Origin of the sequence: Halovenus marina, from assembly GCF_051414115.1 — an archaeon.
Taxonomy (GTDB): Archaea; Halobacteriota; Halobacteria; order Halobacteriales; family Haloarculaceae; genus Halovenus; species Halovenus marina.
The window spans coordinates 528,844-545,881 of the sequence record NZ_JBLKNZ010000001.1 but is presented as its reverse complement, the minus strand read 5'-3'; the positions used below and the strand labels follow the sequence as shown (position 1 = coordinate 545,881).

Here is a 17,038-nt window from a genome sequence, read left to right as displayed (position 1 = left end):
TCAGCAATCGATTCGAGCAACATGGCTCCGACCGCAGAGACACGGTGGCAGTGGTTCGGAGTGCGTGCTGCGGTTATCTCTGCGAGTCTCGTCGCATTTCTCTCGCTCGGGACAGGAATCGCGAACATCACTGTCGGCGTTCACGCGGGGCCGCTCGATATGTACGTGCCACCCGAAGTGCAGGCGGCCGCTGGCTTCACCGGGACGCTGACCGGCTTCATCATGCTGTTGAGCACCTACGCGTTGCGACGAGGGCTCCGTGTCGGGTGGTACGCGACTGTCATCCTGCTCCCGGTCACGGCGATTCAGGGGCTCATTCAGGTGAGCGTCTACTCGATGCCGCTCGTTGTCCTGTCGATACTCTCCTTGCCTGCGCTGTTGGTGAACTACCGGCGCTTCGACAGACCCATCTCGCTATCGACGACACAGATTGCGGCCATCCTCGCACTCACGGGGACGCTGACCTACGGAAGCGTCGGCGCGTTCGCGCTCCGGGAGGAGTTCACCGGCGTCACCACGCTGACTGACGCCTTTTACTACACTATCGTCACGGCGAGTACCGTCGGCTACGGAGACATCACGCCACAGTCCCAGCAGGCGCGACTGTTCGGTATCTCGGTCGTCGTGCTCGGAACGGCAAGCTTTGCGATTACGCTCGGGTCGGTGCTCGGACCGGCCATCGAGGCGCGGTTCTCGCGTGCACTCGGAACCATGACTGACACAGAGTACGAACTGTTCGAGGACCACGTCGTGGTGCTCGGCTACGGCGAACTGACCGAACCGCTTCTCGAAGAACTCGCAGACGACGCCGAATTTATCGTCGTGACGCCCGACCGAGAGCAGGCGCAGCTGCTCCGGGACCAGGGGATCAACGTCTCTGTCGGCGACCCGAGCGACGAGGAGACCCAGCACGCAGTCGCGATCGAACACGCCCGGGCGGTCATCGTCGCGACGAACGACGACGCAGAGGACGCGCTCGCGATTCTGACGGCGCGTGAACTCAGCCCCGACGCCCGCATCGTCGCGGCCGCGACTGTCCGCGACAACGTGAACAAACTCAAGCGAGCGGGCGCTGACACGGTCCTCAGCCCGGCGGTCATCGGCGGCCGCCTGCTCGTTCGCTCCGCGCTCGGCGAGGAGGACATCGAATCGCTCGCAGACCGGGTCTTCAACGGTGGAGAGGAAAGCGGCTGACCGGCGAGAGCGTCAGGCGTAGGTCTTTTCCAGATACGCGACGATGTCGTCTGACTCTGGCATCCCCTCGATGCCGTGTTCGTTGTCGACGAGGACCGGGACGCCGGTCTGTCCGCTCACTTTCTCGACCTCAGTGCGCTCGTCGTGCGAGCGCGGGACCATGTGGGACTCGTATTCGAGACCGAGTTCGTCGAGTTTCGACTTGACTTTCGCACAGTACGGACAGCCTTCGAGTTCGTACAGTTCGAGATTCGCCATCGACTGCCCGTAGGGCGCGCGGACACAAATATCGGACGGGACTGTGCGCGGGGTCGGCATGGGCGATAGTAGACAGGACTGCGTGCGGAGTCGGCATGAGCGATAGCAGACAGGACTGTGCACGGGGTCGGCAACTGCTGCGCGACGGGTCGGTTACTCTGGCGGGCGGTCGTCGAGCAACTCGGAGGCGGTGATCAGCGCGTCGAGCGTGACGCCGTGTTCTGCGAGATTCTCGCGCGCTCCCTCCTCACGGTCGACGACCACCAGCACGCGCTCGACGGTCGCGCCCGCCTCGCGGAGCGCCTCGACGGCGTCGATGGCACTGTTGCCGGTCGTGGCGACGTCTTCGATCACGACGACTTCCTCGCCGGGTTCGAACTCGCCCTCGATCCGGTTGCCGGTCCCGTGGGATTTGGACTCCTTGCGCACGATCACAGAGGGGTTTCCGGCGACGGTGCTGGTGACAGCGACGAGCGGCACAGCACCGAGTGCGACGCCGCCGAGGGTCTCGTCGTCGACCAGTTCCGCGAACGCCTCGGCGATGGCCTGGAGCGTCTGGGGGTCGGTCTCGAAGGCGTACTTGTCGATGTAGTAGCTGCTCGTCCCGCCGCTTGCGAGTTCGAACTCGCCGTAGCGGACCGCTTCGGTCTCCTGAAGCCGGTCGATGAGTGCTTGCTTGTCCATATCGGCCAGCAAACGCCGCCCCGTAATGGGTGTGCCGGTCTCTGGTCGGGATCTCAAATCCCATGTCAGCAGTTCGTACTCATTAGACACCAGTTTCGGACAGCGCAACCACTATGGTCGGGCCGGACCGACTCGCAGGCACATGGAGGTCTTCGGATCGAGTGGTGTTCGGGGGATCGCACCCACAGAGTTGAGTCCGTCGTACGCGCTCACGGTCGCGGGAACGGCAGGGAGCGTCCTCGCCGCCGACCGAATCGCGGTCGGGCGGGACACCCGAACGACCGGCCGCCTGCTGACCGATGCAGTCACGAGCGGGCTGGCGAGTGTCGGCTGTGACGTCGACCGCGTCGGGGTCGTTCCGACGCCGGCGCTGCAGGCGTACTGCGAGCGCGAGGGCGTCCCGGGCGTGATGGTCACCGCCTCGCACAACCCGGCGGAGTTCAACGGGATCAAACTCTGTGGCCCCGACGGCGTCGAGTTGACCAGCGACCGCCTCGTGGCCATCGAGCAGCGACTCGACGACGATCCGGCACTCGCTCGCTGGGACGAGGTTGGCGAGGTCCGGTCGGTCGATGGCGCGAATCGGGCCTACCGCGAGGAGGTACGTTCGGCCGTCGACCGCGAGGCAATCGCGGACAGCGACCTGACGATTGCGCTCGACCCCGGCCACGGTGCGGGGGCGCTCACCAGTCCGGACCTGTTTCGCGAACTCGGCTGTTCTGTCAGGACAGTGAACGCGCAGCCCGACGGCCATTTTCCGGGTCGTGACCCAGAGCCGATCAAGGAAAATCTCGGGGATCTGGGCGAACTCGTCCGGGCGGCCGACGCTGATGTCGGAATTGCCCACGACGGAGACGGAGACCGGGCGATCTTCTTCGACGAAACTGGCTCCTTCGTCAACGGATCGGCGGTGCTCGCCGCGCTCGCCGAGTCGTCGCTCCAGCGCGGCGATACGGTCGTCTCGGCGGCCAACGCCTCACAGCGGCTGGTCGACGTCTGTGAGCGGGCCGACGCGACCCTCGAGCTCACCCGGATCGGCAGCACCTACATCATCACCACGATCCGCGAACTGAACGACAGCGGGGCGTCAGTTCCGGTCGCAGGCGAGGGCAACGGCGGGATCATCTTCCCCGACTACCGGATCGCTCGCGACGGGGCCTACACCGCTGCGCGGTTCTGTGAACTCCTGACCGACGCCACGGTGAGCGAACTCGTGGCCCCCTACGACAGCTATCACAACGTCCGGTACGACATCCATCACGAGAACAGCGACGAGCGAGCGGCGATGCTCGAAGCCATCGAGACGGCTGCCTGGGAGGCCGACGCCGACCTCGACACCACCGACGGCTACCGTCTCGACTACGGGGACGCGTGGGTGCTCGCCCGCCCGAGCGGGACGGAACCCGTGATCCGCGTCTACGCCGAAGCGTCCAGCCGAGACCGGGCCGAACAGTTCGCCGAACGGCTGGTGTCGGTCATCGAAGGTGCTCGCTGACCGACCTGTTCAGGCACTCGTATCCGCTCACCGCTCGGGGTACTGCTCCAGCAGTTCCTGCAACTGTTCGCGCTCCGTGCGCGCCGTCTCCAGTTCTGACTCGACAGACCCCGAGGCGAGGCGCTCGCGCTCGTCATCGCTCAACTCCGCACGGGCGAGGGCGCTCTCCTGGAGGCGTTCGTACTCGGTCTCCTGTGGCAGTCGCTCGACAGCCCGGAGGTGTTCGACCACGTCCGGCGCGAACCGGTTGACCGCCGCTGTCAGTTCCTGACAGCGCCAGCGCAGGTGCTCCGCCGATGGCGGCGGCCAGTCGACCCGGAGCGGTTCGGCGTCGAGTCGCTGGAAGTAGGTCTGTTTGCCGCCGAGGACGTGTTTGAACGCGTCGGAGTCGTCGACGTAGTGGTCGAGCTTCGAGCGGGAGTAGTCGGCGTATTCGAGCAGCGTCGGAATCGGCTCCGTCCCGGGGTCGCTGGTCGAGAGATACTCGTGCAGTTCCGTCGGCGGCGACTCGAACTCCACCAGCGGGTACTGCTCCATCCGGTCGAGGAAGGCGAGTACCTCCCGCGCCGGTCGGTCGCGCTTGAACGACTCGAAGGCCTCGGTGACGGCGTTATTGTAGGTCTCGATCGGCTCTCGAAGCCGCTCCGTCGGGGCGTCGATGTCTGCCTCACCGAGTCGGGAGAGTCGTTCGAGATGGTCGATCTGTTCGTCGAGTTCGCGGATCTCACGCTGGAGTTCCCGACGGCGCTCTCTGTAGGCCGCAAGCGCCTGCTCGTGTTCGTCGAGTCGGGCAACCAGGTCGGCGATCGGTTCGAGTTGCTCGTAGACGTACTCGAAGTCGGACTCGTGGAGACGGCGCTGCTGGAGGCGGTCGTCACACTCCTCGAAGGTCTCGTACAGCAGTAGATCCTCGGACATCTCCTCGACGACCGCCGCAATTTCGCCCTGAAACTCGATGAACGTCTCGAACTCCCCGTCGCCGACGACGTCCTCCTCGTAGCGGTCGAGCAGTTCGACGAACGATTCGTAGATGTCGGCCAGTCGTTCGAGGTCCTCCCGGCCGAACTCCTCGACGCGTTCGGTGGCCCCGTCGAGACGGGTTTCGAGCGTTTCGAGTTCGGATTCGGCGGTCTCTGGGGCTGTGGTCGTTGAAGACATCCTTTGAATATCGTGGGTAGTTGCTTCGTGTGGTAGTCGATTCAGTCCTCGTCGTAGACGTCGTCGGGGTCGAACACGCGGTCACCGACGACCGCACCGTCGATGGTCCGGTAGAAACACGACTCGAACCCGGTGTGGCAGGCCCCGCCCTCCTGCTCGACGCGATACAGGAGCGCATCGCCGTCACAGTCGACGCGGATCTCCTCGACGTGCTGGACGTGACCGCTCGTCTCGCCTTTCTGCCAGAGCGACTCGCTACTCCGTGAGAAGTAGTGTGCGAGTCCGGTCTCGCGCGTTCGCGCAAGCGCTTCCTCATTCGCGTACGCGAGCATCACGACCTCGTCGGAGTCGGCGTCCTGCGCGACGACGGGCAACAGGTCCGATTCGTCGAAGGCGAGATCCGGCGCGTCTTCGGTCATGTGTGTCCGGTAGCGCTGTCGCTTCTATAGGTCTTGTCCTCGCGCTGTCGGTCCCGTGGAGCAGTGTCAGTCGCCACCCAATCGAGTGTCATCTGCGCGAAACACGCACAAACAGTAATACTGCTGGCTGTCCCATCTCGAAACGAATTCGGACCCCGAGTTCCGAATATGTTTCCGAACGAACAGCCAGCAGTATAAGAAGTCCCGTGGTGTAGCAGGATCCATGGAGACCCTGCTGCTCGATCAAGACGCCGTCGAAGCGGGCGCACAGACGACTGACGTGATCGACGCGGTCGAACGCGCCTTCGCGGCGTACGCACGCGGCGACGTGCAGATGCCCCCCAAATCCTACATCGAACTCCCACAGCACAACGGCGACTTCCGGTCGATGCCCGCCTATCTCCGGACCGAGGACTGGGAAGCGGCGGGCGTCAAGTGGGTCAACGTCCACCCGGACAATCCCACGAAACACGACCTGCCGACAGTCATGGGCACGATGATCTACTCGGACCCCGAGACGGCGTTCCCGCTCGCGCTCATGGACGGAACCTCTCTGACGCGACTGCGAACTGGCGCGGCCGCAGCAGTCGCGACGCGCCATCTCGCCCGCGAGGACGCCACCTCGCTCGGTCTCGTCGGGGCTGGCGTCCAGTCGTACACACAACTCGACGCCATCGCCGCCGTCCGCGACATCGAAAAGGTGGTCGTCAGCGACGTCGACGAGGCGGCCGTCGCGGCCTTTATCGACCGCTACGGCGACAGCTACGACGTGCGCGAAGGGACCATCGAGGAGGCCGCCGAGTGCGACATTCTCTCGACGATAACGCCTGTCACCGAACCAATCGTTCACGCGGTCGCGGACGGAACCCACGTCAACGCCATCGGGGCCGACGCGGCTGGCAAGCAGGAACTCGCAGACGAGATTCTTCGAGACGCCACGCTCGTCATCGACGACTACGAGCAGTGCACCCACTCTGGGGAGATCAACGTCCCCTGGAGCGAGGGGCTCCTGACCGACGAGGACATCCACGCCGAGCTCGGTGACATCGTCGTCGGTGAGACTGTTGGGCGGACTGATCCCGACGAGATTACCGTGTTCGACTCCACGGGGCTCGCGATCCAGGACGTTGCTGCCGCACACGTCGTCTACGAATATGCCGCAGAAACCGACATCGGGACGCCGTTTTCCTTCGTGGGAAGTGAACGCTGAGCGGATTACGTTGTCTCCACTGCGCTGTGGCGGTCGCTTGCCCGTTCCGAACTGTTGATATTCGCCGGGGTCGAGACTCCCGCCGTGGCGACCGTTTCACCCGAGCGGTATCGCGTGTCTCCGGAGTGCTCTCACGAGGAGTTTCTCGCCGTCGCGCGAGTGTACGCACGGGCAGTCGCTGACGAACACGACCTGTCGGTTCCGGTGAACCGGCTGGACTGGGAAGTGAGCACGCGAGCGAAACGGCGCGCGGGCGCGGTCAGATACAGGGACGACCGCCCGCAGACAGTCGTGTTGACGTGGGGCTATTTCGAGCGAGCGGGGTGGGCGGCGATGGCGGCGACCATCCGCCACGAACTGATCCACGTCCACTTGATCGAGGAGACAAACGATCCAAGCCACGGCGACCGATTCCGGGAGTTGGCCGGCCGACTGGACACACACGTCCACTGCGAGCGATTCACCGACCCGGAGTGGTGGGTCGTGTGTGTCGACTGCGGGGCGCAACTGGCCCGCTACCGGGAGTCGAAACTGGTCACCGACCCCGACGAGTACCGATGCGGGGACTGCGGGGGTCAGTTTCGGGTCGAGCGAGCAGACGAGACGTAAAACGAGGCAACTACTCAAGCAGCACCGCAGGACGGAACGGAATCGCACCGTCGGCTTTCTCGGAATCAGCGTCTTCCGCAGGGAGTACCTCGACGGTCGCATCGAACTCACGTTCGAGGAAGTCGGTCGCGTCGGCGTAGACGCTCTGCTCGTCGAGTTCGGCGAGCGCGTCCAGGTCTTCCGCCTCGCGTTCGCGCACGAAACTCACCAGGTCCTGCACGAGGTCGTTGACCGCGTCGCCTTTCTCCCGGAGGTGTTCGTCCTGCATCACCTCGCCCATCACGGCCCCGACGTCGGTGCCGACGTCGCGAACCGTCTCGAAGACGTCTCGCTTCCACGCGGGCGCGACGAACACCCGGACCGTCTCGGGGTCGGTGCCGGTCACGTCGACGATGTCGTGGATGTCCTCGGTCAGGTCAGCGACCAGTTCCTCCCGCCGTTCGACGGCCTCGGCTTCACGTTCGGGGTCGGGTTCGGGCCACGGGGCGTCCTCCGCGGGTTCGCCGGTGAGTTGCTCGTGGAGTTCGTTCGTCATGAACGGAACGAACGGCGCGAGCAGTCGCAGGCGCGTCCGGAGCACTTCCTGAAGCGTCCACTGCGCGCCCGGCCGTTGCGTGTCCGCTCGGCGGCGATACCACTTGAGGTGTTCCTCGAACTGGTAGAAGGCAGTCTGACTGGCGCTCCGGGTCTCGAACTGCTCTAACGAGTCGGTCGTCTCGCGGATCGTGGTCTGTAGCTTCGAGAGTAGCCACCGGTCGATGTGTTCGAGATCCGGATCCTCGGGCACGTCAGACTCGATTATCTCCTGTGCGCGGTTCCAGAAGCGTTCGAGTTGGTCGCGGGTGTTGCCGACGAGTTCGCCCCGCCAGTCGTTGTCCTGCCAGGGTTCCGCGGAGTTGAGCAGGAAGAATCGGACGGTGTCCGCGCCGTAACGCTCGATTGCCTCGCCGGGCAGGACGACGTGACCCTTCGAGGAGGACATCTTCTCGCCTTCGAGCAGGCCCATCCCCATGACGGTGATCCCCTCGGGCCAGTTGTCCTCGTCGAACAGTTCGGCGTGGTGATACAGGAAGAAGGTGAGGTGGTTCTGGATGAGGTCGTTTGCCGAACAGCGCACGTCGACGGGATACCAGTACTCCCACTCCTCGCGCAGGTCGAGCGCCCGCTCGCTCGGTTCGCGCCCCTCGTCGACCCCCGTCACTTCGCCGTTCTCGACCGCGTCAGCTCCGTAAAAGAGCGTATCGAAGAAGGTCCGGTCCAGGTCCTCGACGGGCACGTCCTGGATCCGGTGGGCGATGGTGTAGTAGGACATGTAGATGGTCGAGTCGCTGAGCGGTTCGATGACGAAGTCGTCGTCCCACGGGAGTCGAGTGCCCAGCCCGTAGTTGCGGATGCAGGGCCATGCTTCGAGCCAGTCGATGGTGTGTTCGTACTGCTCGACGGTGTTCTCGGGGATGCAGGTCAGATTGTCGACGGCGCGGCGGGCCTTCGCTTTCCAGTCCTCGTCGCCGTAGCGTAGAAACCACGTCTCCTGTTTCGCGACGACGACCTTGCCACCGGCCCGGGAGATGACGGGTTCGGGAAAGTCGTACATCGTCGCGAACGCGCCCTGGTTCTGGTAGTGCTCGCGAAGGCGCTCGCGCACGTCGACGATGAGTTCGCCAGCGAACTCGCCGTAGACCTCGTGGAGTCGCCCCTTGTGGAACTCGTCCTGATAGAGGTCGGCGGTGACCTCCTCGAGTTCGGGGTCATCGCTCGACTCGATTCCGGCGCTCTCTGCGGCGTCTTTCGCCGGAATCTCTCCATAGCCCTCGATGTCGAGTATCGGGACCGGCTCGATGTTCCGGACTGTCTCGGGGTCGATGCCGTGGGGTTTCAGGTCGTCGGCGCGTGCTTTCAGTTCCTGCAGGGCGACGTAGTCGTCCGGCGAGTGTGCCGGGACGGACATGACGACGCCAGTCGCGCTGTCCGGGTTCACGAAGTCGGCAGGCAGGATCAGGATTTCCTCGTCGGTGACTGGGTTGGTGACACTCGTTCCGACGAGCTGTTCGCCCGAAAACTCCCGTTCGACGGTGACCTCGTGGTCCTGTAAGTCGAGTTTCTCGATTGCCTCCTCACTCGTGACCCACCGCTCGCCGTCGACAGTCGCCTCGACGTAGGTCGCCTCGGGGTCGACGTAGGCGTTCGTCACGCCGCGAACTGTCTCCGGGCGGAGCGTCGCCATCGGATACACCGTGTCGTCGGTGTAAAACTTGATCAGGGTGTACTCCTGATAGTCCACGTCCTCGCCTTCGAGCAGGTCGTGCGTCGTCACGGGGTTTTCCTGCTCGGTGCAGTACTTCACTGGGTGCAGGCCCTTTTCGAGCAGGCCCCGGTCCCGCAGTGACTCGTACTGCCAGGTGATGAACTTCGAGTAGCGGTCGTCGTTGGTGGTGAATTCGCGTCGCCAGTCGATAGAGAGTCCGAGCCCGCGCATCCCCGTCTTGTAGCTGGCTTCTCCCTCCTCGATGAAATAGCGAGCGTAGCCCATCGGCGTCTCCAGTGACTGGAGATCCGATTCGGGGACGTTGAAGCTCTCCTTGAGCGTGCTCAGTTGGGCCTCCTCCCCCTTCTTGAGGCGCTCGACCGCACCGATGATCGGCGTGCCGGTGACGTGCCAGCCGATCGGAAAGAGGACGTTGTCACCCTGCAGCCGTCGATACCGGGCGTACACGTCAGGGATCGTGTAGGTCCGAGCGTGACCGACGTGCATCCCGCCGCTGGGGTAGGGATACGGGACGGTGATGAAGGTCGCATCTTCGTCGGCGGGGTCGGCCTCGTAGCGGCCCGACTCGGCCCAGCGGTCACGCCAGCGCTGTTCCACGTCGTTGGGCTCGTAATCCATACCACTGGCTCCGCGTTCCGACACCAAAATACCTGTCACATTACGTCGAGCCCAAACAGCGTCGAATACGGTGAAAAGAGGTTCCTTACGCCGACTTCACATCATGCCGCCCATGCCGCCGCCCATACCGCCCATGCCGCCGGGCGCGCCGCCGGGACCGCCTTCTTCGCCGTCGCCTTCCGTCGAGAGGTCGCCAGCGGAGATGATGTCGTCGATCTTGAGCACGAGGTTCGCCGCCTCGCTCGCCGAGGAGATGGCCTGGTCTTTTGCACCTGCTGTCTCGACGACACCCGCCTGGAAGGTGTCCTCGACGTCGCCGGTGAAGACGTTCAGACCTGCACGCGACTGTCCCTCGCTGTGAGCAGCACGCAGGTCGACGAGCGTGTCGATGCTGTCGAGTCCGGCGTTTGCTGCGAGCACGCGCGGGACGACTTCGAGCGAGTCGGCGAAGGACTCGATTGCGAGCTGTTCGCGACCGCTGACGCCGTCGGCGTACTGGCGGAGTCGGCGTGCGACCTCGACCTCGGGTGCGCCGCCGCCGGGCAGCACCTGTCCGGAGCTGATCGCGCTGCTGACAACGTCGAGTGCGTCACCGACGCCGCGTTCGAGTTCGTCGACCACGTGGTCGGTCGAGCCGCGGATGAGCAGCGTGACGCCGTGACTCACGTCGCCAGCGCCTTCGATGTAGAACAGCTCCTCGTCCTCGTCTCGGGTGATGTTGGCCTGGCCGAGCTGTGCGTCACCAGCCGTGTCGAGATCGGAGACGACATCGGCGTCGAGGACTTCGCGAAGGAACTCCATGTCCGAGCTTTTGACGCGCTGGACGCCGAGAATGCCTTCCTTGGCGAGGTAGTGCTGGACCATGTCGTCGACGCCTTTCTGACACAGCACGACGTCGGCACCGGCGTCGGCGATCTTGTCGACCATCTCTTTGAGCTGTTTTTCCTCCTGCTCGATGAAGCTCTGGAGCTGGTCGGGGTCGGTGACGCTGACCTGCGAGTCGGCCTCGGTCTCGTCGAGTTCGAGCGGGGTGTCGACGAGCAGGACGCTCGCATCGTCCAGATTCGTCGGCATGTCCTCGTGAAGCGGATCCTTGTCGAGGACGGCCCCTTCGAGCAGTTCGGAGTCGCCAGCCGACTTGCCGGTCTGGGTCTCGACTTTCACGAAGGCCAGATCGACGATCGTGTCGCCGCTATCGGTGTGGACCGTGACCGACTGGGCGGCGTCGACGATAAGCTGTGCGAGGGTGTCCTTGTGTTGCTCTGCGCCCTTGCCGGTCATCGAGGTCTCTGCGACCTGCCGGAGCGTCTCCTCGTCGTCGGCGTCGATGTCGATGGCGAAGTCCTCGATTTCCTCGCTCGCCTTCTCCGCGGCCATGTTGTACCCGCGAATGATGGCCGTCGGGTGGATGTCCTGGTCGAGCAGGTCCTCAGCGTTTTTGAGCAACTCGCCGGTGATCGCGACCGCAGTCGTCGTGCCGTCGCCCGCCTCGTTTTCCTGTGTCTGGGCGACGTCGACGATCATCTCTGCGGTCGGGTTGTCGATGTCCATCTCGTCGAGGATGGTCACGCCGTCGTTCGTGATGGTCACGCCACCCATCGACGTGACGAGCATCTTGTCCATCCCCTTCGGCCCGAGTGTCGACTGTACCGACTCTGCGACCGCGCGGGCGGCCGAGATGTTGTGTTCCTGGGCGCTCTTGTCCTTCATTCGCTGTGCGTCCTCGCCCAGAATGATCATGGGCTGGCCCTGCATCTGCTGACTCATATCAATCGATAGTTTGTATGTGGTTCTATATAAAAGTAGGTGTTTTGGGTTCGATCAGCGCTGTTCTCCCCTGACAGCTTCCGGCCGAAAATTCGCTATTTTCACCAGTCGGCAAGCGATTCGTGTCACTAGTTCACGTGACCGGCGGTTTTAGCGGCTACTGGCTTTAAATACCGCTCTGGCGGGTGTCGAACGACGAATCCTCGAACGCTTAGTCAATATTTCGGACGACGTTTCGCACGCGAGAAAACGGAGAGACAACCTCAGCGCAGGCTCATAGCGACACGTCGAACGACTCCGTAGTGCCGAGTCCAGTCGCTTCAATCGTCGCAGACCTCGGCCCCGTCTTCTCGATGTCAAGCCGGGCGTTGAACGACCGTTCCATGCCAGCGATCATGCTGTCGACATCCGTGCCGAGGTCTGCGCTTCTGTCGATAGCACAGACGCCGATCCCGTCGCCGCGGCGCAGTTCCGTCAGGAAGTTCGAGTTGAGAAACCGGTAGAGCGACCGGGTGTCTTCGACTTCGCGTGCGATCGTCGAGCAGACGAAGATGCCGGAGCGAAACCGGGCCGTCGACTGCTGGGAGTTCGCCACGAGTGTCGAGAACTGCATGCCGAGCTGGGTCAGGTCCCCGATGTCGTCTATCGTCGTGACATCCTCGCTGCGGTCGGTGCCTTCAGCGGTCAGAATCGACGCGCGTGACCCCGCACCGCCGAGTTCCCCATCGAGTGTGCGCTGGATCGCCCGGCCGCCAGCGTTCGTCGCGAGGACGATACTGCGCTCGTCCTCGGGGGCGGCCACGAGGCGGGCAAACACCGTCTTCAGCGCTTCTGTGTCGTCACCCGTCAGCAGTACCGAGGTGCCGTTCGGTATCTCGTCGAGCGGGAGATCCGCGACGGCGAACGCGCCCGTCGTGGCGCTCATCGGCCCACCTCCGGGGCGCGGGCCTCACGGACGGTTTGTCTGAGCTGGAGAATCTCCATGGCTGTGTTAGCGAACTGTTCGAGTCTGTCTTGCTCTGCCTGCGAGTAGCTTCGCGGTTCGTGGTCGAGCACACAGACCTGTCCGATGACGTGCCCGTCCGGGGTGGTCATGTTCGCCCCGGCGTAGGAGACGATTCCGAGATTCTCCAGTTGTTCGTTCTTGTTGAACCGCTTGTCGTGGGCGATGTCCTCGACGACCATCACGTCCTCCTGGAGCATGCTGTGGGTGCACATCGTGTCCTCTCTGGTGAGCGAGTCCCAGTCGGCACCAGTACACGCCAGAAAGTTCTCTTCATCCTCTTCGATGAGTCCGATAAAGGACACCGCGACGTCGAAGTGCGCGGCGATGAGGTCCGTGAGTCGGTCGAAGCTCTCGTCGATCGGGAGTTCCTCGACGTCGTAGGCGTCGAGCGCGTCGAGTCGTTCATCCTCGTCGTCTGGCGCGAGAAAGCCCACCTGCACGCTGTGGTCGATCACGTCGTTGACGATGAACCCGAGTCGGTCCGTCGCGTCGGGCAGGTCGCGGTTGAGATACTCGACGAGCAACTCCTCCGCGGAGGCAGTATCGATCTCGGCCGGTGAGACCGCTGTGAAGAGTACAACGGGCGTCTGGGGTGCCGTGTCCCTGACCGCTTCGACGAGATCCATCCCCGTCCCGTCGGGGAGGTCGTAGGCCGTCACGACGCAGACGACCTGCTCGGTTTCGAGTGAGTCGACCGCCCCGTCCACGGTAGTCGCTTCCACCGCTGTCAAATCGTCTTCAGCTTCGACCGCTGAACTGACGGTCCCGATTCGGTCCTCTGTATCAACACATAACACTGTGCGAGACATCGTATCCGATGGATCGAGTAGAGCATGTAAACACTTCGTGAGCGATTATCAACGCTGATAGAATTGTGTCGTTCTCGCGACAGTACCGGATACCCTCAATTAGTGCAACTCGTCTATTCAAACCTCAGAATACCGAAAGGAAACACGGTTTCAAGGCGTGCGCTGTACCGTTCGCTATCCTGCCTCGTCGTCACTATATGCCCGAGACGGTCAGCACTAGCGACGCGGGTTCCCGATACCGTCAGGAGCGTTCGTCGTGTTGGGTCGATACGACAACCAGAACTCAAAGATCTGCTAGAACGATCACTGCGACCCAGCTCGCGATCGTGGCGATCAAGAGCGTTCCTGTAACAACGAGCAGATAGGTGCGTATCGGCTGGTTTCTCGGTTCGCCAGGAATCAAGCCGAGAAGATATGCTGCTGTCATCAAGAGGGAGTAGAGGAACACAGCTGTAACCATCGTCGCATAGGGATGTTTGTAGAAGACTGTCCGTAGATGCATAGTACCAACGTGTCCTTACAACTGTGGAATCGGGGAATTATCATGAATCATTCGCCTCTGATTCGGTCAGATCCCCCAGAAAAAGACGATGCCAGCCGTCGTGACAACCGTCAGAATCAACTGTAACGGTGCACCGACACGGGCGAAGTCGGTGAACTTGTAGCCGCCTGGTCCGTAGACCATCAGGTTCGTCTGGTAGCCAACGGGGGTCAAAAGCGGTGTACTGGCAGCGAAGGTCACGGCCATGACAAACGCGAAGGCATTGGCGTCGAGTTGACTTGCGACCTCGACCCCGATCGGCAGCATCAACACGACGCTGGCGGAATTGCTGACCATCTCCGTAATAACCGCGGTCCCCAGATAGAACAGCCCGAGGACCACGGTTACGGGAAGGAGCACGCTGACGGAAACGACGAGGTCAGCGATGACGTCCGCCGTGCCCGAGGCCTCGACCGCGATACCGAGCGGAATGACGCCCGCAACCATGAAGATCACGTCCCAATCGACGGCCTCGTACGCCTCCTCGGGCGTGAGGATACCGGTGAAGAACATCGCCGCGACGCCCGTCAGTGCGCTCGTCATGAGCCCGAGGATCTCCAGCGCTGCGAGTCCGAGGACACCGGCGAGGATCCCCAGTGCGATCGGGATCTTCGACCGGTCGAACTCCTCCCACCGTTCGTCGCTGGAAATGACGACGTTCGTGTCCGTCGCAATTCGGTCGAGTACCTCGTCCTGGGCCTGAACGAGGATGACGTCGCCCGCCTGTAATCGCACCTCTCGGAGGCGCTGGCGGATCACCTCGTCGCCGCGTCTGATCGCCAGAACGGTGACGTCGTAGTCGCGCTCGAAGTCCGCGACGCCGCTGCGCCGACTCGACCACGGCCCGGGCAGTAGCACGACTTCGGTGAGTTCGATTTCCTCGTCTGGGGTCTCCTCGATCGTCTCGCCGCTGTCCTCCTCCGCGTCTTCGCTTTGCGTCTCGTCCTCGGCGAGAGAGCCGCTGTCCTCCGTATCGAGCGACTCCCAGCCGTGACGCCGCGGCGAGAAGGCGGGTGGGAGAGGCTCATCGTCGTCCGCTGCCGCCTCCATAACCTCCGGTAACAGCTGCAGATCGTCGTGTTCGATCACCTCCTGGAGGGTGTCCTGATCGGCCCTTACGGAGAGCACGTCGCCAGCCTGGATCCGTTCCGATCTGAGACCGCGAGTGAGCGTCCGGTTGCCACGGACGATCTGGAACACGTCGAGATCGAGGTCGCGCTCGCTCAGTTCCCCGACTCGGGAACCAACGAGCGGCGAGTCCTCCATGACGACGACATCGGTGAGATAGTCGGTCATGCCGAACGCATCGCTGGGCGATTCCGACGGCTCGATCCGTGCCGGAGTGAGGTATCGCCCGACAGTGAGCAGATAGACGATCCCCACGAGCAAGACGATGGCGCCCAGCTGCGTGAACTCGAGCAGTGCGAACGGCTGTGCGTCGGACCCGCCCACCTGGACCCACACCTCGCTCGCCAGGAGGTTCGTTATCGTTCCGACGACGGTGAGCATGCCGCCGAGCATCGAGGCGAACGACAGCGGTATCAGGAGCTTCGATGGCGAGGTGCCGGTCTTCCGTGCGAGGTTTGTCACGGCGGGGATAAGCACTGCGACAACCGAGACGTTACTGACGACTCCGCCCGGCGGACCGGAGAGCGTGACCGTGGCGAGCAACTGCCGGAACTCGTTGTCCCCGGCGAACGCGATCAGTTTCCGCGTGAGTATCTGGATGACGCCGGTCCGTCGGACGCCTTCGCTCAGGACGAACATCGCCAGTACGGTGAGCGTCGCGGGGTTCGAGAAGCCAGAGACGCCCTGCTCCGGCGACACGCCGGTCCACTCGCCAAGGAGAATAAGTGTGACCATGAGGCCGACCGCGGTAGCGTCGATCGGTACTGGCTGGGTGACAAAGAGAACGAAGACAGCTGCGATGATGACCAGTACAACGACCACGTCGAACGAGACCGGAAGCTGAACGGGGAGTTGCTGGAGGGGACGACCGATGTTCCTCGAGAGGAGACAGAAGAGAGTACCCATCTGTTCGTCCCTCCCAGAGAGTTGCTCGACTGTCCACATAGCATTTTGGTTCCCCGTTGCGACGCTCGCTCCGAGCCAAATTGCGGAGAAACCGGCGGCATGTCAGCGGAGGTGCGTTGGAACGTACTGTCCGTGTCAGTCCATGAAACAGGGACACATCGTCGCTCACAGAGCGGCGAGCACACGAGGTGCTCGCCCAGTCGTTCGCTGCAAAAACGCCAGGACTGGGATTTGAACCCAGAATCCCAGAGGGAACACGCTTTCCAGGCGTGCGCCTTACCGTTCGGCCATCCTGGCTCGCATCCGTAAATCAACAGGCGTCGTGTTAAGAGGTTTCGTTTCGACTGCGGTTCCCCGCGAGTCGCGAGCGGACGAGATACGTCAGCCCAGCAGTGAGAACACCGACCGAGGCGGCGACACCGAGCATCACCCAGATGCCGAGAAACGACCCCGCGGTCAGATGATACGCCTGCACGAGCACGAGAAAGGAAAGACTGCCAACCAGCCCCCACAGCAGGCTTGCCTTCGCACGCGCAGGAACGCGCAGACGGGTCTCGTCGGTCACGGCGATCAGACCATCGCAATCGCTTCAATTTCGACCCCAACATCCTTCGGGAGTTCGTCTACGCCGACAGCGCTTCTGGCTGGCGGTTCGTCGTCGAAGAACTGCTCGTAGGTGGTGTTCATCTCGTCGAACTGGCCGATGTCGTCCATGTAGACGGTCACCTTCAGGACGTCGCTCATCGCTGCGCCCGCCTCCGCGAGTACCGCCTCGACGTTCTCCAGGGCCTGCTCGGTCTGGACGTCGATGTCAGCGCCATCGAGTAGGTCGCCGTCCGGCGTCAGCGGGATCTGTCCAGCGGTAAACACCAGGTCGTCGTTCGCCGTCGCCTGACTGTACGCGCCGACAGCGGTCGGGGCCGCGTCCGTGCTGATGATTCGTTTGTCCATGCACGTGTGCGCGAGCGCC

At 63.2% G+C, this 17,038-nt stretch carries 15 protein-coding genes and 1 tRNA gene; 4 read left to right on the top strand and 12 right to left on the bottom strand.

Annotated elements, in window-relative coordinates:
• The first annotated feature begins 21 nt into the window (after window positions 1–21).
• Window positions 22–1,194 (top strand): NAD-binding protein, encoded by a 1,173-nt coding sequence (locus ACMGFL_RS02820; RefSeq protein WP_436934019.1) that lies wholly within the window; start codon window positions 22–24, stop codon window positions 1,192–1,194.
• Between the two features lie 12 nt (window positions 1,195–1,206).
• On the opposite strand, the gene ACMGFL_RS02815 is transcribed toward ACMGFL_RS02820, so the two are convergent.
• Together ACMGFL_RS02815 and pyrE are read right to left on the bottom strand one after the other, a co-directional pair.
• Entirely contained in the window at window positions 1,207–1,452 is a 246-nt protein-coding gene (locus tag ACMGFL_RS02815) for a glutathione S-transferase N-terminal domain-containing protein (protein ID WP_436934018.1), read from the bottom strand.
• 153 nt (window positions 1,453–1,605) lie between these two features.
• Complete coding sequence (pyrE, locus tag ACMGFL_RS02810) at window positions 1,606–2,136, bottom strand: orotate phosphoribosyltransferase (protein ID WP_436934017.1); 531 nt, start codon at window positions 2,134–2,136, stop codon at window positions 1,606–1,608.
• A gap of 142 nt (window positions 2,137–2,278) precedes the next feature.
• On the opposite strand from pyrE, the gene glmM reads away from it, so the two are divergent.
• Window positions 2,279–3,631: a phosphoglucosamine mutase gene (glmM, locus tag ACMGFL_RS02805; protein WP_436934016.1), complete on the top strand. Its 1,353-nt coding sequence runs from the start codon at window positions 2,279–2,281 to the stop codon at window positions 3,629–3,631.
• Between the two features lie 27 nt (window positions 3,632–3,658).
• Here the strand turns inward: glmM and ACMGFL_RS02800 are convergent, their stop codons facing one another.
• Both ACMGFL_RS02800 and hisI read right to left on the bottom strand, forming a co-directional pair.
• Window positions 3,659–4,789 (bottom strand): DUF7118 family protein, encoded by a 1,131-nt coding sequence (locus ACMGFL_RS02800; RefSeq protein WP_436934015.1) that lies wholly within the window; start codon window positions 4,787–4,789, stop codon window positions 3,659–3,661.
• Between the two features lie 41 nt (window positions 4,790–4,830).
• Window positions 4,831–5,208 (bottom strand): phosphoribosyl-AMP cyclohydrolase, encoded by a 378-nt coding sequence (hisI, locus tag ACMGFL_RS02795; protein ID WP_436934014.1) that lies wholly within the window; start codon window positions 5,206–5,208, stop codon window positions 4,831–4,833.
• 223 nt (window positions 5,209–5,431) lie between these two features.
• On the opposite strand from hisI, the gene ACMGFL_RS02790 reads away from it, so the two are divergent.
• Together ACMGFL_RS02790 and ACMGFL_RS02785 are read left to right on the top strand one after the other, a co-directional pair.
• Entirely contained in the window at window positions 5,432–6,418 is a 987-nt protein-coding gene (locus ACMGFL_RS02790; protein ID WP_436934013.1) for an ornithine cyclodeaminase family protein, read from the top strand.
• Between the two features lie 84 nt (window positions 6,419–6,502).
• Window positions 6,503–7,027, top strand: a complete 525-nt coding sequence (locus tag ACMGFL_RS02785; RefSeq protein WP_436934012.1) for a SprT-like domain-containing protein — start codon at window positions 6,503–6,505, stop codon at window positions 7,025–7,027.
• Window positions 7,028–7,037: 10 nt separating this feature from the next.
• Here the strand turns inward: ACMGFL_RS02785 and leuS are convergent, their stop codons facing one another.
• The 8 genes from leuS to ACMGFL_RS02745 all read right to left on the bottom strand — a co-directional run bounded on the left by leuS (window position 7,038) and on the right by ACMGFL_RS02745 (window position 17,019).
• On the bottom strand, window positions 7,038–9,911 hold the full coding sequence (gene leuS / locus ACMGFL_RS02780) for a leucine--tRNA ligase (RefSeq protein ID WP_436934011.1): 2,874 nt from the start codon (window positions 9,909–9,911) through the stop codon (window positions 7,038–7,040).
• A gap of 96 nt (window positions 9,912–10,007) precedes the next feature.
• Window positions 10,008–11,678: a thermosome subunit beta gene (gene thsB / locus ACMGFL_RS02775; protein ID WP_436934010.1), complete on the bottom strand. Its 1,671-nt coding sequence runs from the start codon at window positions 11,676–11,678 to the stop codon at window positions 10,008–10,010.
• 274 nt (window positions 11,679–11,952) lie between these two features.
• Complete coding sequence (locus ACMGFL_RS02770; protein WP_436934009.1) at window positions 11,953–12,603, bottom strand: DUF7504 family protein; 651 nt, start codon at window positions 12,601–12,603, stop codon at window positions 11,953–11,955.
• On the bottom strand, window positions 12,600–13,493 hold the full coding sequence (locus ACMGFL_RS02765; protein WP_436934008.1) for a GAF domain-containing protein: 894 nt from the start codon (window positions 13,491–13,493) through the stop codon (window positions 12,600–12,602). The genes ACMGFL_RS02770 and ACMGFL_RS02765 overlap by 4 nt, the downstream gene beginning before the upstream one ends.
• Before the next feature lie 568 nt (window positions 13,494–14,061).
• Window positions 14,062–16,068, bottom strand: a complete 2,007-nt coding sequence (locus ACMGFL_RS02760; protein ID WP_436934007.1) for an SLC13 family permease — start codon at window positions 16,066–16,068, stop codon at window positions 14,062–14,064.
• Window positions 16,069–16,284: 216 nt separating this feature from the next.
• A tRNA-Ser gene (locus ACMGFL_RS02755) sits at window positions 16,285–16,365 on the bottom strand.
• Window positions 16,366–16,393: 28 nt separating this feature from the next.
• Window positions 16,394–16,633 carry a DUF7981 family protein gene (locus ACMGFL_RS02750; protein WP_436934006.1) on the bottom strand — a complete coding sequence of 80 codons (240 nt, stop codon included), beginning with the start codon at window positions 16,631–16,633 and terminating at the stop codon, window positions 16,394–16,396.
• A 5-nt stretch (window positions 16,634–16,638) separates the two neighbouring features.
• On the bottom strand, window positions 16,639–17,019 hold the full coding sequence (locus ACMGFL_RS02745; protein WP_436934005.1) for a Rid family detoxifying hydrolase: 381 nt from the start codon (window positions 17,017–17,019) through the stop codon (window positions 16,639–16,641).
• Window positions 17,020–17,038: the final 19 nt, after the last annotated feature.

Bases quoted from the DNA above. Each gene is read 5' to 3' on its own strand.
- ACMGFL_RS02820 (WP_436934019.1), top strand. From the start codon at position 22: ATGGCTCCGACCGCAGAGACACGGTGGCAGTGGTTCGGAGTGCGTGCT.
- ACMGFL_RS02815 (WP_436934018.1), bottom strand. From the start codon at position 1,452: ATGGCGAATCTCGAACTGTACGAACTCGAAGGCTGTCCGTACTGTGCG.
- pyrE (WP_436934017.1), bottom strand. From the start codon at position 2,136: ATGGACAAGCAAGCACTCATCGACCGGCTTCAGGAGACCGAAGCGGTC.
- glmM (WP_436934016.1), top strand. From the start codon at position 2,279: ATGGAGGTCTTCGGATCGAGTGGTGTTCGGGGGATCGCACCCACAGAG.
- ACMGFL_RS02800 (WP_436934015.1), bottom strand. From the start codon at position 4,789: ATGTCTTCAACGACCACAGCCCCAGAGACCGCCGAATCCGAACTCGAA.
- hisI (WP_436934014.1), bottom strand. From the start codon at position 5,208: ATGACCGAAGACGCGCCGGATCTCGCCTTCGACGAATCGGACCTGTTG.
- ACMGFL_RS02790 (WP_436934013.1), top strand. From the start codon at position 5,432: ATGGAGACCCTGCTGCTCGATCAAGACGCCGTCGAAGCGGGCGCACAG.
- leuS (WP_436934011.1), bottom strand. From the start codon at position 9,911: ATGGATTACGAGCCCAACGACGTGGAACAGCGCTGGCGTGACCGCTGG.
- thsB (WP_436934010.1), bottom strand. From the start codon at position 11,678: ATGAGTCAGCAGATGCAGGGCCAGCCCATGATCATTCTGGGCGAGGAC.
- ACMGFL_RS02770 (WP_436934009.1), bottom strand. From the start codon at position 12,603: ATGAGCGCCACGACGGGCGCGTTCGCCGTCGCGGATCTCCCGCTCGAC.
- ACMGFL_RS02765 (WP_436934008.1), bottom strand. From the start codon at position 13,493: ATGTCTCGCACAGTGTTATGTGTTGATACAGAGGACCGAATCGGGACC.
- ACMGFL_RS02760 (WP_436934007.1), bottom strand. From the start codon at position 16,068: ATGGGTACTCTCTTCTGTCTCCTCTCGAGGAACATCGGTCGTCCCCTC.
- ACMGFL_RS02745 (WP_436934005.1), bottom strand. From the start codon at position 17,019: ATGGACAAACGAATCATCAGCACGGACGCGGCCCCGACCGCTGTCGGC.